This is a genomic window from Amycolatopsis ponsaeliensis, assembly GCF_030182635.1.
Lineage (GTDB): Bacteria > Actinomycetota > Actinomycetes > Mycobacteriales > Pseudonocardiaceae > Amycolatopsis > Amycolatopsis ponsaeliensis.
In genome coordinates this window covers 92,010-107,828 of record NZ_JAPZLD010000038.1, presented here as the reverse complement: position 1 = coordinate 107,828, position 15,819 = coordinate 92,010, and the positions used below count along the sequence as shown (strand labels likewise).

General features: G+C 62.4%; 8 protein-coding genes and 2 pseudogenes. 3 read left to right on the top strand and 7 right to left on the bottom strand.

The features are described 5' to 3' along the window. Window positions 1–241: 241 nt before the first annotated feature. Entirely contained in the window at window positions 242–1,210 is a 969-nt protein-coding gene (locus QQ657_RS40975) for an amidase domain-containing protein (RefSeq protein WP_284747749.1), read from the bottom strand. 439 nt (window positions 1,211–1,649) lie between these two features. Continuing rightward, window positions 1,650–2,870, bottom strand: a complete 1,221-nt coding sequence (locus QQ657_RS40970; protein WP_284747748.1) for an IS110 family RNA-guided transposase — start codon at window positions 2,868–2,870, stop codon at window positions 1,650–1,652. Between the two features lie 268 nt (window positions 2,871–3,138). Between QQ657_RS40970 and QQ657_RS40965 the strand changes: the two are divergent. From QQ657_RS40965 to QQ657_RS57010, 3 genes and pseudogenes are all read left to right on the top strand, one after another. Further along, window positions 3,139–4,277, top strand: a pseudogene (locus QQ657_RS40965) (IS3 family transposase); the annotation flags it as partial. Window positions 4,278–4,527: 250 nt separating this feature from the next. After that, a complete protein-coding gene (locus QQ657_RS40960) occupies window positions 4,528–5,295 on the top strand; it encodes a site-specific integrase (RefSeq protein ID WP_284747747.1) in 768 nt (255 codons plus the stop codon). A gap of 388 nt (window positions 5,296–5,683) precedes the next feature. Next, window positions 5,684–5,968 (top strand): annotated as a pseudogene (locus QQ657_RS57010) (transposase); the annotation flags it as partial. A gap of 85 nt (window positions 5,969–6,053) precedes the next feature. On the opposite strand, the gene QQ657_RS40955 reads toward QQ657_RS57010, so the two are convergent. The 5 genes from QQ657_RS40955 to QQ657_RS40935 all read right to left on the bottom strand — a co-directional run bounded on the left by QQ657_RS40955 (window position 6,054) and on the right by QQ657_RS40935 (window position 15,486). Then, window positions 6,054–6,785: a M48 family metallopeptidase gene (locus QQ657_RS40955; RefSeq protein WP_284747746.1), complete on the bottom strand. Its 732-nt coding sequence runs from the start codon at window positions 6,783–6,785 to the stop codon at window positions 6,054–6,056. Further along, window positions 6,772–9,882 (bottom strand): type I restriction endonuclease subunit R, encoded by a 3,111-nt coding sequence (locus QQ657_RS40950; RefSeq protein WP_284747745.1) that lies wholly within the window; start codon window positions 9,880–9,882, stop codon window positions 6,772–6,774. Before QQ657_RS40950 ends, QQ657_RS40955 begins: the two co-directional genes overlap by 14 nt. After that, on the bottom strand, window positions 9,879–11,105 hold the full coding sequence (locus QQ657_RS40945) for a restriction endonuclease subunit S (protein ID WP_284747744.1): 1,227 nt from the start codon (window positions 11,103–11,105) through the stop codon (window positions 9,879–9,881). Before QQ657_RS40945 ends, QQ657_RS40950 begins: the two co-directional genes overlap by 4 nt. Then, on the bottom strand, window positions 11,102–13,552 hold the full coding sequence (locus tag QQ657_RS40940) for a type I restriction-modification system subunit M (protein WP_284747743.1): 2,451 nt from the start codon (window positions 13,550–13,552) through the stop codon (window positions 11,102–11,104). The genes QQ657_RS40945 and QQ657_RS40940 overlap by 4 nt, the downstream gene beginning before the upstream one ends. Before the next feature lie 302 nt (window positions 13,553–13,854). Next, window positions 13,855–15,486, bottom strand: a complete 1,632-nt coding sequence (locus QQ657_RS40935; protein WP_284747742.1) for a TIGR04141 family sporadically distributed protein — start codon at window positions 15,484–15,486, stop codon at window positions 13,855–13,857. Window positions 15,487–15,819 lie beyond the last annotated feature (333 nt).

Here is a 15,819-nt window from a genome sequence, read left to right as displayed (position 1 = left end):
ATGAACTCCAAAGTACTCGTCGAGCGACGTGTCGATGCCAGTGTGGCCGTGAACATCACGACGAGTCCGACGACCACCGGACCGAACCACGCGGCGGCAGCCACTACGCCTCGCCCCGCGACGACCAGGAGTAAACCCCAGGTCAGTTTTATCTGTTTAATTGTATTACGAAGATCCGCCACAGACAACACCTCGGCGACTCTGCGCTAGTAACGCAGAGTCGCCGAGGCGCGTGCTCAACTCAGAAATTCGGAGCAAAGTACCCACCGTTGATGTGGAGCAAATACACCTTCACATTCGAGTGTTCCCGCTGGAGCCACTCTTGATGCATCGTCGACCAAGTCCATCCTCGCTGGACGTACGGCGAGCGAGGATGCGTAAGCTTGTACTCGGGGTGGCGGCTGAAGTCGAATTGCCCCCACTCACTGACGTTTGGGTACTGTCCAGAAGCGATGTCGACTACGAACGACATGTGGTCGAAAGTCGTACCACCGTCGCCCCAGTCGTACACGATGATGTCACCCGGAACCGCGTTAGGCACGGCGTTCGTCGTCAGGTTGGCCGTGATGTTGGACCAGGACGACGACACGTGAGAACGCACGTGCTCGACCAAGCCCTGAACATACGTTCCGGCGTAGGTGTGTGCTCGCCATTCGGATGTCTGAGCAAAGCCGCCTGCCCACAAGCTGTTGCTCACGAACCAGGTGCAGAGAGTTCCATTGGCCTGCGGGTCCTGTGCATGTGCCTCGGCCCACGCCACCGACGCCGAGCGGTTGTACGTCGGATTGACAGGTGCCGACGTGGTCGCAGCACCACATTGCGGCACCCCTGCGTCGACCTGATTGGCATTCTTGCCGTCGTTGACATAGTGCCCGTTCAAGTAGCCGACGTCCGCCCGGCTGCCGGCGGTTGGACGGCTCACGTTGGCGACCTTGTACCAAAGCGAGTTGCGGTACCCGCCGACGGCGTCACCCCACGCGTAGCACTGGAGCTGCACCCGCTCGTTCTTGTAGACACCCAGACCTGTGATCCGGCTGGTATCTGAGGGGTGAGCGCTGTTGCGGAAGTAGACACCGTCCGGCGGTGTCTCGCTGGTGTTCATCACGGTGAAGACCGGGCCACTGGCATCAGCCACCGCCGGTACAGCGACCATCAGGCCAAGCACGGTCAGCGGCACCGCGGCAAGTCGGGCGAACTTTGTAAGACGCATGGCTCCTCCTCCAAGGGGCCAGGGCCGCGTCACGAGCACGTGGCCGGAACGTCACTATGCCTGAAGAGCGACAAGATCGCCGCCAATCCCTACGCCAGAGCCACAAACTCACGCGTACGAGTGGGCGCATTATTTATCCTGTTACTTAGTCGCACACAGCACGATTGTCACGTCGCCGCGCAACCGGCAACCTCCTCCGATCGCGATACACTACCCGAAGTCATCATACGGGATTCATGACTGACCCCGAGAGCCTGCAATCGACTAGACATCGACGAACCGACCCGCCGTCTCGCGCCAGCCGACCTCGACGCGCATATCGGCCCGACATGTCACGGCATAGTCGGGTGATGCGGCGAAAGGGTCTGCCCAGGGTCTGGTTGACACCTCATGTGTGAGGCTTCGGCCTTGCCTGGAAGACATCCCAGGAGCTTGAATGTCAAGCAGCAGCCTTCTCTGCACGATGTGACCAAGCGGTCGCCTCGTCGTAGAGGGTGCGGGTTTTGAGGCAGCCGTGCAGGATGCCGACGAGCCGGTTGGCGAGCTGCCGCAGTGCGGCGTTGTGCTGGGCGCCGCGTGCGCGGAGCTGGTCGTAGTAGGCGCGGGCGCCGGGCGATGCGTTCAGTGCGCTGAACGCTTGAGTCATGAGCGCGTCGATGAGCCGGTCGTTGTGGACGAACCGGGCCAGCACGGCCGTTTTCTTGCCGGAGGCTCGGGTGATCGGGCTGGTGCCGGCGTAGTTCTTGCGGCGCTTGGCATCGGCGTAGCGGTCGGGGTCGTCTCCGAACTCGGCGAGCACCCGAGCACCGAGGACCGGCCCCAGTCCCGGCTGGGACAGGATGATCTCAGCGTCCGGGTGCCGGCCAAAATGCGCATCGACCTGCCCCTGTAAGGCTTTGATCTGTTCGTGCAGGACAGTCAGCACTGCCGCGGCGGCGCGCGTGGTGGCAGCGTAGGCCGCGGTGACCACGGCGGGCTGGCCCAGGTGCTCGGCACGCAGCACGGCCTGGATCGAGGCGGCCTTGGCAGGGATGTCGTGGCGGCGAGCACGTTTGAGAGCGGCCGTGATCTGGGTGATGGTCAGCTTCGCAGCCGAGACAGGGTCGGGTGCCTTGGCCAGCAGCTCCAGAGTGTCGGCGGCGTCGAGGTCGGTGAACGCCGCCAGTGCGGCCGGGAAGTAGTCGCGCAGCGCGTGCCGCAGCCGCTGGGTGTGCCGGGTGCGTTCCCAGATCAGCGTCTTGTGCGCCCTGCTCACGATCTTGATCGCCTCGGCCTCGGCGGTGTCACCGGCGACCGGGCGCAGCTGGTGGGAGTCGGTACGAACCATGTCGGCCAGCGTGTGTGCGTCGGCCGCGTCGCTCTTGGCGCCCGAGACGCCGTGGCGTTCCCGGTAGCGGGCCACCGACAACGGGTTGACAGCGAACACCGTGTATCCGGCGGCGATCAGCGCCTGCACCCATGGACCCCGGTCGGTCTCGATCCCGATCCTCACCTCCACGGCCTCGGCGTCTTCGCCGAACTGCTCGCCGATCATCGCGTGCAGCCGGGCCATCCCCGCCACGCCCTCGGGCAGCCGGGCCTTTGCCAGCCGCCGGCCCGCCACGTCCATCAACTCGACGTCGTGATGCGCCTCAGCCCAGTCGTCCCCTACGAACAGCACCCGTTCTCCCGTTCCCGTGGCCATGTTCGGCAGCAGCCTGCGGGAGAACTATCAGCGACCTAATGAATCAGTGCTCACGCCACGCGGGCGGGCACGACATCCCATCAGCGATCAACTCTCCCGGCCACCGGCAGGGGCACGATCTTCCATCAGGACTCAGCGTCCAGGATGTCCGAGTGCTCACCTGCCGGCGGCTACCAGACTCGAGTCTGCCCGACGGGCGACTCACGTCTCATTAGGATGTCACCGTGCCCAAGCCCTACCCCGCGAGTTCCGTGACGACGTCGTCGCCGTCGCCCGCCGCGGCGAGACCCCGCTGAAGCAGGTCGCCAAGGACTTCGGGATCTCCGAATCCTGCCTGGCCAACTGGCTGCGCGCCGCCGACGTCGAGGACGGCACCCGGCCCGGCGTGACCCGGGACGAGTCCGCCGAGCTACGCGAGTTGCGTAAACGCAACCGCCTGCTGGAGCAGGAGAACGAGGTCCTGCGCAAGGCCGCGGCCTACCTGGCCCAGGGCAATCTGCCGGGAAAATAGCCTTCCCGCTCGTCCGTGAACTGGCTGCGGCCGGCGCCCCCGTGCGGGTGTCGGTCGCGGTGACATGCAGGGTGCTGGGCATCTCCCGGCAGGCCTACTACCAATGGTGCGCAGCCCCGATCTGCCAGCGCGACTGGGACGACGCGCAGCTGATCAACGCCGCGCTCGAGATCCACGCCGACGACCCGGCCGACGGATACCGGTTCATCGCCGACGAACTCGCCCGCCGCGGCTATGCGGCGTCGGAGAACCGGGTGTGGCGGATCTGCTCCATGCAGCAGATCTTCTCGCTGCACGCCAGGAAGAAGGGCCTCTCCCGCAAGGCCGGGCCGCCGGTGCACGACGACCTGGTGCGCCGTGACTTCACCGCCGACGCACCGAATACCAAGTGGTTGACCGACATCACCGAACACTCCACCGGTGAGGGCAAGCTGTACTTGTGTGCGGTCACGGACTGCTACTCCAACAAGATCGTCGGATACTCCATCGCCCCGCATATGCGGGCCTCACTCGCCGTCAGCGCGCTGCGTAACGCGATCGCGCTGCGCGACCCGCACGGTGCGGTGGTCCACTCCGATCGCGGCGCCCAATTCCGATCGGCGGCCTACCGGTCCCTGTTGCGCAGCAATGGGCTGACCGGGTCGATGGGCCGGGTCGGTGCGTGTGGTGACAATGCCGCGATGGAGTCGTTCTTTTCGTTGCTGCAGAAGAACGTTCTCGATACCCGGCGGTGGCGCGCCCGGGAGGAACTCCGGTTGGCGATCGTGTCCTGGATCGAGACGAAATACCACCGCAAACGCCGCCAACGCGCCCTGGGCAAGCTCACCCCGGTCGAGTTTGAGACCATCTACACGACCGCAGCAGCGGCCTGAGAAACAGTCAACTCCGGTGTCAACCGAAGTCTGGGCAGACCCAACTACCGCAGCTTCCTCAAAGTCCACATCCTCCCCCGCTGGGGCAACACCGCCTTCGCCGAACTCACCAACCTCAGCATCCGCACCTGGGAGAAGAAACTGCGCGCCTCCGGGCTCGCGAAGACCACGGTCGACAGCATCATCAAGTGCTTCTCCCTCCTGCTTTCCGACGCCGTCCCGGAGAAGCTGATCGCCGCGAACCCACTCGTTGCCCGCCGCCGCGGGCGCCGCCGCCGAGCCCAGCGCACGCCACGCAAGATCTGGGGCGAACCCGCCGAAGTCCTCCACGTCGCCGACCAAGCGGCCCTCAAATACGGGGCGTGCGGCGCCGTCCTCATCGTCACCGGCGGCTGGACCGGACCTCTACGACGACGACACCGGCACCATCTACCTCGACCCCGACATCGGCGCCCTCCACGAACCCTGCAGCGGCCCGCTCTACCTCGGCCACCTCAAAACCGACGAATCCGAACGCACCATCAGCCTGCCCCCATTCCTCGCCCGCCTCCTACGCTGGCACCTCACCACCCACAACCACCGCCAGGTCTTCGTCACCCCCAACCTCGAATGGCACCGACGCAGCAACTTCTCCCGCCGAGCCTTCCGCCCCGCCGCCGACGGCAACCTCCACATCGCCAACCCAGCCATCCGCGTCCAACCCGCCAAGCCCGGCCTCACCTTCCACGGCCTCCGCCACAGCCACAAAACCTGGATGATCGACGACGGCATCCCCGAAATCGCCCAAGCCCTCCGCCTCGGCCACGTCCTCCAAGACAAAGTCCAAGAGACCTACTCCCACATCGCCGCCGCAGTCGAGCAACGCCTCCTTGAAAGCCTGCAAGCGCGGTGGGACAAGGCAGTGGCCGACTCCAAGGCCGGTACCGAAGGCGCTCTGGCGCGTATGTGCGTGAAAACCTTAAGAAGTGGACCTCCGGGAAAGCTACTACAACACAAGCGTGCAGGTCAGGATGCTTGAAGCACTGATCCATCGCCTGCCCTCCGCCGTGAGATCTACCACACCTTCACCCAAACGGAGTAAGCAACGTCGAGCCAGGCAGCTGAACGACCAGCAGGTCGATGAGCTGACCCGGGCCTATCAAGCTGGTCAGACCGTGTACGACCTCGCCGCGTAGTTCAAGATCAACCGGAAGACCGTGAGCGGCATCCTCCACCGCGCCGGTGTGCAGATCCGAGACGACTGACCACAGAGCAAGTCGGCGAAGCCGTGCGACTCTATGCAACAGGATGGTCACTGGCCCGGATCGGAGTCAGGCTGGCACGACGGCGAACACAGTGCGTGCCCGGCTGATCGAGCGGGGAGCGCTGATTCGGGACCCGCAAGGTCGACCCCGCTAACCATGTTCCTCTCCACGATCATCGACAAGGTCGTCGAGGGCATGGTCAGGTGGGGAGAACCAACAACTGGACCCGGTCTATCCTGTGATCCCCCGTCCAAGCGATCCACGTCGAGATCCGCGATGGGCCTAGTCGCCAAACGGCCGATCTACGTCGCGCTAGCGGTCACCTGCCGAGGACCGCCGCGACATCTTCTGGCCATGGGCCACCGGCGACGGCGCCAAGTACTGGCTGCACATGCTCACTGACGTCAAACCCGAGGCGTAGCCGGCGTGCTCATGGTCGTCTGTGACGACTGCCCGGACGTCCGTACAAAGACGCCGCGAATCCGATCTCTGCGGGGGCTCACCTTGCGCTCTCAGCGTGTCCTACTGCAGGTTAGTCTCGTTCGGTCCAGTCCTCGTCGGCCAGTGGTGCATCGTTCAGCTCGTCGCGACGGGAGCGCCAGTCGGGTAGGTAGTGATCCATCAACTCGACGAAACGAGGGCCGTGACCACGCTCGTGGAAGTGCACCAACTCGTGGACGAGGATGTACTCCAGGCATCGCGGATTCTTCTTGGCTAGCTCGGGGTTGAGCCAAATGGTGCCTGAGTGTGCGACGCACGTCCCCCACTTGGTCTTCATGCGCCGGACGACAACATTAACTGCCTCGACGCCGATCACAGGCTGCCATTTGTCGAGGAGCGCGGGCAGAGCTGCTTTCAGCTGGCGCCGGTACCAGCGATCGAGCGTTGCGCGACGGGCGTCCGCGTTTGCGCCCGGCGGGGTGACCACCCAGAGAGTCCGTCCCTTGGCCTCGACGCTGTGGTGCCCACTTCGACGCGAGACATCCAAGAGGTAGCGCTGACCCCAGACGTAGTGTGTCTCGCCCGACTCCATCTCACGCTTCGTCTGCCGATCTGCATTCTGTAGTTGCTCACGTTGACGCTTGATCCACGGCAGGCGCTGCACGATCGCTAGCCGAATAGTGTCCTCATCGGTGCGCGCCGGGGCAGCTACGCGTACACGGCCCATCGGCGGGTAAACGGAGATGTGCAGGTTCTTGATGTCCTTGTAGATGACATCGACACCGAGTCCTGCAACCGTCAGATAAGCGTTAGCGGTACTCATCATGCTCCTTCAGGAGGGCAATAAGCCGCTTGACATCGTCAGAATCGAGTCCTGCCGGCAGCGCCTTGACCAGTGCCCGGGCCAGCGCCCGCTCCTTCATAGCATTTCCAGCCCAACCATGCTCCTTAGAATTCTGAATGACGTCGTGAAGGTCCTCAGCGTTAACGACTGAACCCTCCGGCCAATCGAAGTCCACTAGCGCTCGACGAGCTGGCGTCCTAGCCCAATCCGGGTAGGCCGTCGTCGATTCGCCGTTGACCAGCTGTCGCGTCAGGTCGATAAGCTCGTTGAGGAAGTCTGCGTACTCGATTGCTTCTTGATTGCGCCGCTCGATAAGTGCATCCAGGAGTACAGACATCCGGTCGTAGTACCTCGGGTTGAGAACACGCTCGTCGACGATGGTCCTACGGACATTGTTGATGATGGTCGCTGAGACGGCCTCATCGCTTTCTCTGATTCCAGGCGGTAAGGCGTCGATAGCCCCGATGCCCTGGTCGACGATCAGGTGTACGAGACCTTCGTCGAAGGTGGCAACCGGCTCTGCGGGGTCGGCCTGGATGTAGGTGTCGAGCAGCGCACGCATGCCTGCCTCGAACTGCTTCAAGTCGATATTTTCACCCGCCCCAACTTCGACTTCGTTGCGAACCGCCACGTAGTGCTTGACCTCGTTCTGGATGGCTATGGCATCAACCTCGCCGTACCCGGCAGCATCCATGTCGTTGGCGAGCACGCCGTACGCGCGCAGCAGAGCAGCTACGGACTTGTACAGCTCGATCCGCTTCGGCTCATTGGCCTTGATCTGATCCGCATCGCCGGGAACAGTCGAGACGAAGTAGTGCTGGTACTCGACGGTGCCCTTGGGGGAGGCAACTGGCTCGCAGAGCGCTCGGATGTGCTCCAGCGCTTCATCGAGATCCTTGCGTTCCTGCTCGGTTCGGTCCTTGAGCAGGCCGTCGATGTCTTCCTTGGCGTAACCGTCCAGCACTTCGCCGGTGTAATCGGTGATAGCCTTGTCAATCGACTTGAACAAGTCACGGTAGTCGATAACGTAGCCGTACGTCTTGTCATCACCATCTAGACGGTTGACGCGGCAGATGGCCTGGAAGAGGCTGTGGTTTCGCATGGTCTTGTCGATGTACAGGTACGTAGCGCTCGGGGCGTCGAAGCCAGTCAGCAGTTTGTCAACCACGATCAGCAGCCGCATCTGACCGGGTTCCTCGATGAAGCGCCTCTTGACTTCGGCCTCGAACTCCTCGATCCGCTTCACGGCGTCGTCGGCCGGCTGATTGAAGTAGTCGGCGAGCATCTGCCGATAGATCTCGTACTTGCGGATCTTCTCCGTGTCGCCTTCGCCAGCGTCCTCTTTCGAAATGGCGGTGGCATTCGGGACGAAGCTCGTGACGATGGCTACCTTGCCTTTGAAACCAGCCTGGGCAAACAGCTCGTAGAACTTGCACGCCTGGTAGACGTCCTCGCCTACGAGCATGGCATTTCCGCGCCCCGAGATCAGGCGCGGTTCCCGCTCGAAGTCCATCAGGATGTCCTGCACGATCATCTCGGCGCGCGACTTGGCCGAGACGACCTTCTGCATGGTGCCCCACCTCTTCTTGAGGCGGGCCTTGCTGAGGTCGGTGAGCCCTTTGGTCTTGAGGTCGAACCACTTGTCGATCTGTGCGGCGCCCTTGAGATGTTGATCGACGTTGCGCGCCTCGTAGCGCAAGTCGAGCACCACACCGTCGCGCACAGCTTCGTCGAACTTGTATTCGTGAATGAAGCTGCCGAAAGTCTTGATACTGTTCTTTTTGTCGGCCTTTAGTAGCGGCGTGCCAGTGAAACCGATGAACATCGCCTCCGGCAGCAACTTCTTCATGGCGCGATGCATCTTGCCGCTCTGAGTGCGGTGCGCCTCGTCGACGAAGACGAAGAGGTTGCCCTTGACCCGAAAGCCGACGGGGATTGTGGCCTGGAGCTCACGGATGAACTCATCGCCAGCCTCGTCGCGGTCCTTATCGTCGTCCGAGCCGCGGAACTTGTGGACGAGCGAGCAGAGCAGCCACGGCGTGCTCTTATTCAGTTGGGTGATGAGATCGGTGCCCGACTCGGTCGGGTAGATCTTCTCATTGACGCCGCCAAACACCTTCTCGATTTGCTCGTCAAGCTCAGTACGGTCCGTGATGATCAGAACTCGTGCGTCGGTCTGGTGCTCGCGGATCCACTTTGCCAGCCAGACCATCGTCAGGCTCTTACCTGACCCCTGGGTGTGCCAGATGATACCGCCCTCACGAGAGCGGATGCGCTCCTGGGAAGCCTTGACGCCGAAGAACTGGTTGTGACGCGCCGTCTTCTTGACGCCCGAGTCGAAGACGATGAAGTCGTGTATGAGCTCGAGGAAGCGGTCCTTGCTGGCCATCTGCGTCAGAGCGCGGTCGAGCGGGTTGGCGATACCTGACCCAATCGGGCTGGCCTTGGGCTCCTTCCACTCCAGCCAGTACTTCTCCGGCGTCTCGATCACGCCGTAGCGTAAGCCCTCGACGTCGTTGCCCGCAAATAGAAACTGCACCGTCGTGAAGAACGGGCGCACAAAGTGCTGCTTCTGGTTGCCGATATTCTGCCGGATGCCCTCACTGACGTTCACGTACGAGCGCTTCAGCTCGATGACGCCGAGGGCGATACCATTTACGTAGAGCACCAAGTCGGGGCGCTTGGCGTGCTCGCCCTTGATAGTGACTTCCTCGGCCACGACAAAGTGATTCGCCGTCGAGTTAGCCCAGTCGATCAGCCAAACCGTCTCGTAGTTCTCACCGACGTCACGCTTGACCTTCACGCCATAGCGGAGCAGGTCGTAGACCTTGCGGTTGGCGTCATAGAGCGACTGACCCCCCGCCAGGGAGACGGCAGTCAGGAGTTGCTGAACAGCGCGGCCGACAAGCTCCTCGTCGAAGCCGCGAGCGACCAAGTTCTGACGTAGCAGCGTCTCGTCGATGTTGGAGTTGTCGTAGTCCTCCCGGTTGCCACCGTAGTCGTACTCCAGTTGATCGACGAACAGCTTGACGACGCGGTTCTGCGTCTCGCGCTCTCTCTGGCCGACGTCACTCATGAGACAGCCTCCACAGGCAACCGGGTGCGGCCAGTAAGTAGCTCCTGCATCATGCCGGTCTTGATGGCGCGGGCGGATTCGAGGCGGCGCTCAAGAGCTGCAATCTCGGCGTCAGCATCGAGCAATACCTCCGCGATCTTCTGCTGCTCTTCGCAGGGAGGCACAGTGAGCTCGAATGCGGCCAACTCCACTCTGTTAATCTTCGGGATGCCGCTACGCATTGACGCTGAAGCGGCGAAGTCAGTGAATCGCGCGCCGAGCAATGCATTAAGGACGAACTCGGGATCTACGCCGCTCTTTGGACGCAACGGATACATATCGGCACTGCACAGTGTCCGGAACCTGGCAACGTGTGCCTTTCGGAGGTATGGACGGATCTTGGAGTAGATCACGTCGCCTGGCTCTGCAAGATACTTGCCGCTGATCGCGCCCTGCTCGGCAGCAGTCTTCACCGCCAGGAGACGACCAGTGCCTGACTCGATGTGGTCAGGGGCGATTAAGGGAAGATCGCGAAACTCAGGACGTCGTGGATCGACCTGTCCGCTGGCGATGGTGACGAGATCAAGCAACCTCACTGTCGGCCAAGCTCCAGCCACGCTGCCAATGCGAGTGCGACCGGTCAACAGTTCCTGCATCATGCCCAGCTTGATGGCGCGCCTCTTCACGATGGCAGCTGTCAAGGACGAAATCAGGTCATCAGCGTCCCTCAGTACAGCAGCGATCGCTGCCTGTTCGGGCTCACTCGGGAACGGTACCGCAATGTCCTCGATCAGTGATGTGTTCAGGTTCGGCTGCCCGTTTCCCGGCGCAACCACGTCACGCAGGTATCCAGTCTGAGTGTTCAGGTACTGACAGATGAACTCTTTATTGCCCGAGTGCTGGTCGATGAGCGCGCCGATACCGTCGTTCGCGCAACACCGGATTTTCAGAATCTTGGCGACGCCCAAGGTCGCTCCGCTGTTAGAAATGACTAGCGTGTTTGGCTCGAGTGTCCGACTGCGCCGAGCCCCTTCCTCTGTGAGAAAGCCTCCCGTCTCGGTAACCCACACCTGGCTGGGCGGGATAGTGGTGAGAGATGCGACAGTGAGCCACGGGACGAACGACCCCTTGAAGTATCGAGGATCTCCCGCTGGCCTTGGCGACCCTCCGCGAACAACCCGGCCGAGACTCCCAAGCGTTCTGACGGCCCAATCGGCCGGCAGTCCAGCGAACTCCGAAGTCATCCCTTCACCCCCATAGCGGCGAGGTGAGCAGCGACCTTAGTGCTGAGCTCCTTCACGGAGTCGTCGAGCTCACCCACCGTCGCCTCGTAGCGGTCAGCTAGCACACGCAGCCGCGTAATCAATGCCTGACGAAGTGCCGTCACCTCCGCACCAATTCGGCCGCGGATGGTTCCACCCCACTTGTCATCGATGACCAGCGCCTGGATGTCTTCGGTCGTGAGCTTGCCGTAGTGCGCGAGTGCCTGCTCGTTCAGCTTGATGGTCGCGTCCTTGACGACCTTCTTAGCAGCCCCCTCGGCAGCGATGAGCTTGACTGCCTGTTGGAGCGCCTCGATTTCCTCGGCCTCAGCCTTCTCAGCCTTTGCGTCCTTGAGACGATCCTTCACGAGCTTTGCCGTAACCTTGCCGTCGTCGTCCGCTGCATCCCAGAGCAGACCGCCTTCGACGGCGTGCTCGTCGAAGTACTCCTCGATGGCCTGTACAGCGGCCTCATGCTCGACGATTAGCTCGTCGAGCTTGACCCTGTCCTCCGGGAAAAACCGAGCGATGACGTACTCCGGTGGGATCAGATCCATAACCCAGCGCTTAGCGTTGGCGCCAGTGCCGAACACGAAGTGGGAGTCCTCATACTTGGCTTTGTTGTTCTTGTCCTTCCACGAGCGCGCGGGACGTGGTTTGGCCGCCGGGTCCCACCCCTCGCCGACGATCAGAGTGACGTCGTCGTGCATCGTTGCGTTCCAGTAGCTCATGAGTTGCTCATAGACGCCGTACTCATCGATGAGCGGGCGTGGGCGGAAGTCCTCCAGCAGCGCCTCAGAGAGTTCTTCGATTAAGTCGTTCGGCCGGGTCGAGCTCGTGATGTCTACCAGCATCTTGCGGTGGGAGGCCCACCATTCGGCAACCGTTTCGCTCGTGCCTGCGGCAAAAGCCTGATACTCGCTCGAGCGGGTGATGGTCGCCTGGATGTCGACTTTATCAACTGCCAGCTCCGAGTAGCCATCGCGCAACGGCGTAAACAGCTCGGCACGCAGGCTCGGGAAGGCATCCCAATACGGTTGCAGCGCATCCAGGTCCCTGTTCGGGATCCCACCCTGGAGGTGGGCACGCAAGTCCTGGATGTCCTCAGGCTCCGAGCTGTCGATGTAGCGCGGGATGTTGAGGTTGTAGTCGTTCTTCGGGTCAGCGATCTCCTTCAGCGACACCATGCGAGAGAACCTCTGGATCTCCTTCTGGTTGACGAAGGCGTCGACAATCCTGTGCATGTCGCGCGGGCGTAGACGGTTCTTTGGGCCGTCCTTTTCGAAGCCCTTGGAAGCGTCGATCATGAATATTCCGGTGCGGCCGACGGCGTTCTTCTTGTCGAGCACGATGAGACAGGCGGGGATGCCCGTGCCGTAGAAGAGGTTGGCCGGTAAGCCGATGATCGCCTTGATATAACCGCGCTTGATCAGCTCCTGCCGGATCTGGGCCTCGGTGTTGCCACGGAAGAGTACGCCATGCGGCAGGACGACAACGCCCTTGCCAGTGGATTTCAGCGACTTGACCATGTGCAGCAGGAACGCGTAGTCACCGTTTTTGTCTGGAGGTGCGCCGAAACCGTCGAAACGGCCATAGTCCTTCTCTACGCCGTTCTTCCAAGTCTTCACAGAGAAAGGCGGGTTGGCGACGAGGTAGTCGAAGGTGGTCAGCCGATCATTCTCGCGGAACTTCGGGTCGGCCAGGGTGTTGCCCTGCACAATCACGTGGCTCTCGTTGCCGTGCAGGATCATGTTCATGCGAGCCAACGCCCACGTAGCGTTGTCGTTCTCCTGACCGTAGATGCTCAGGCCGTTCGGGGCTGCGTCTGCCACTTTGATCAGCAGCGACCCAGACCCACAGGTAGGGTCATAGACCGTCGTGAACTTCGGCGTACCGGCCGAGATCTGGAGCAGCTGCGCCATGACACGAGACACCTCAGCAGGCGTGTAGAACTGCCCCTTGCTCTTGCCCGACTGCGTGGCGAAGTGGCGCATCAGGTACTCATACGCGTCACCGAGCAGGTCGTCGCCCTCGGCCTTCGAGCCGGAGAAGTCCATGTCCTGGAAGATGCCGATCAGATTCGACACCTTATCCTGGAGATCCTTGCCGGAGCCAAGCTTGGTCGGGTCGTCGAAGTCGGCGTTGTTGATGACACCCATGAGGTCGTTCGCCTCCGCGAGCTTGCGGATTGCGACGTTGACCCTCTCGCCGACGTCCGATCGGCCCTTGAGCGTGATCAGGTAGTCGAACGAGCCGTCCTCGGGCACCTCGATGAGCGCATACGGATCAGCCTTGGCCTTATCTGACACATACTTCACGAACAGCAGTGTCAAGACGTAATCCTTGTACTGACTGGCGTCCATGCTGCCGCGGAGTTCATCAGCACTGCTCCAAAGAGAGCCGTAAAGGTCAGACTTCCTGAGTGCCACGGCTACGCCCCCGCCTTCGACGTGGTCAACGTCGTCCGGCTGAGCCTTGCGGTCTGCTTGAGGTCGAGTGACCTAGCCATCCTCGTCGTCCGTCCTTCGCTCACTGAGTAGCAGCCTCTGGTTACCGAGTGTGACTTGCTGCTGGTATCAGTTCACGATAGTCGGCCCCACCGACGTTCTGATGAGGTCTCCTCCGGCGCGTAGACAGAGGCTCGAGAGTAATGCCCCTGAGCTGTGCTATCGGCGCAGCTCAGGGGCATCAGGAAGGAAAGTCTGGCGACGGTCCTTGGTCTGCCAGCGGATCAAGCAGCGGTCTTCGCGGCCTTCGATCGAGTCTTCGGGGTGTATGGGATGTCGGCGAACTGCAGAGTGCACCGCAGGTGACGCAGCGTCCGATGCAGCCGGAGCAGGCTGAGCTGAGACAACGTGAACAGCTGGTCTACGTCCCAGGTCCGGCCAGCGATCGCGAGCACGACCACCGACGGGTCCATCGTCGCCCGCAGCGGATCAAGCGCCCTAACCTTGTCGTTCAGCTGCTGGATCGCTTCAGGCTCGTCCCGGATGGCCTGGGCCGCGACCTGGGCCTGAGTGAAGAGATGGCTCGCGGCCGGCGCGCCGCCGAGCCACTTGACGTGCACCGTCTCGTCGGCCGGCCCGACGATGTCGCAGAGTTCGAACCGCGGATGGAAAGGCGTCGATGCGAGGTTCCGGTCGAGGCAGATGTAGCCGTCTTGCTTAGCAGTGAGCTCGCAGAAGCGGTGCTCATCGTCACGCTTCCCTGTCGGCGTCCAGTGGGGGAACGACAGGTCGCTCCGGTGCTCGAGGAGCGCTGCAACCTGCTCACGGATCTGCTCGACGAACCCTTCGCCGATGCGAAACCATTTGCCCTGGTGGTAGCAGTACCGGACGTTGTCGATGGTCGTCTCGAACACGAACCACTTCCGCAGGGAGGTTAGCGACCCGAACTCATGCTGGCCGACGTCATCGAGGCAGGTCATCACTCGAGCGCCCTGCAGGTTCTCCAGGCGATCTTGGGCCGAGATGAGCTTGAACCGCTCGGTGAAGTCGCTCAGTTCGATGTTGGTGTCGACGACATACGGTCCCCACGAGCCGAGCCGCTGGATCTTGAAGGAGCCGGCCTCCTCGACGTCGCGGACAACATCGTCGGGCCAGGCCAGGCCCAGCACGCCGGCGGTCTCGTCGCCGCCGAGCACCGCGGCCAGCCGTGACTCGAGCTCGCCACGCTTGATGTACGACTTGGGCAAAGGACGTGTCTGAGCAGCGAAGCGCAGCGCCGAGTGGTCGTCCGACTCGTCGACGGCCTCGCCGACGGCTCGCAGGTCGGCCAGTAGAGCCTTCGGCTCACGTGCGAACGGCGCCCACAGCGCGTTGCCGACCTTGATGCGGTACGGCTTGCCGGTCTCCCGGCCGTAGGTCAGGCCGCGGAGGTCTGCGGGGCCGGCGATGCGGTTGACCAGCTCGCCGTAGGGCTCGATCTGGAAGCCTCCCAGGTCGCTACCTCCCGGAAAGGAGGTCTGCGTCGCACGAGCCGTGACGTCCAGCGCTGAACTAGCCACCAGACCAAGTCGGCTGCAGTCCAGTCGGCGGATGCCGAACATCAGGCCGAAGCCTTGCTCGACCAGTTCGTTGTCGACGAGAAGATGACCGGAGCCCCAGGTCAGGGCGTACGTCCAGGGCGGCAGGGGCACGAGCAGCACCCCGAACGGCATGTCGCCCGAGAAGTTGAAGTCGATGCCAGTCAAAGAGTGCATGTGATCGGCCCAGGACGGCGCGTCCGAACGCAGGACGCCACCCATCGCGAGGCACTCCACCTCACCGAGCCGAACATACTGGTTGACGATGGTGTCGGCAGATTCGACGGACAAGAGGTATTCCGCCAGGTCAAGGCCACCGTCGAGACGGTAGAGGGACACCGGGCGGCACGAAGAACGTGGGGGCACAGGGAGAACCCTTCGGTGGTGGGAGGTGCGAGGAACTACGGCGCACTCGCACGTACGCCGCCACCTCCGGACAGCCAACAAGACAAGAACCCGCCGGTGATCAAGCTCGCACTAGCGGGCTGCGGCAATCGCCTCTACCCTCACCACCGTTCCCTTGTTCTGGATGCGACTCCGGGACTTTCAGTTGGAACATCACGCGGCTCCCTGCTGGAACAGGGGGCCGCGTTTCTACCGCGACCGTGAAGACCGCGTGAACCCATGATGCGCCGAGGCTCCGACAGTCCTCGCAGCGACCCCGGCTCCATC

Coding starts and splice junctions, on each gene's coding strand:
- QQ657_RS40975 (WP_284747749.1), bottom strand. CDS start 1,210: ATGCGTCTTACAAAGTTCGCCCGACTTGCCGCGGTGCCGCTGACCGTG.
- QQ657_RS40955 (WP_284747746.1), bottom strand. CDS start 6,785: ATGAGTACCGCTAACGCTTATCTGACGGTTGCAGGACTCGGTGTCGAT.
- QQ657_RS40950 (WP_284747745.1), bottom strand. CDS start 9,882: ATGAGTGACGTCGGCCAGAGAGAGCGCGAGACGCAGAACCGCGTCGTC.
- QQ657_RS40945 (WP_284747744.1), bottom strand. CDS start 11,105: ATGACTTCGGAGTTCGCTGGACTGCCGGCCGATTGGGCCGTCAGAACG.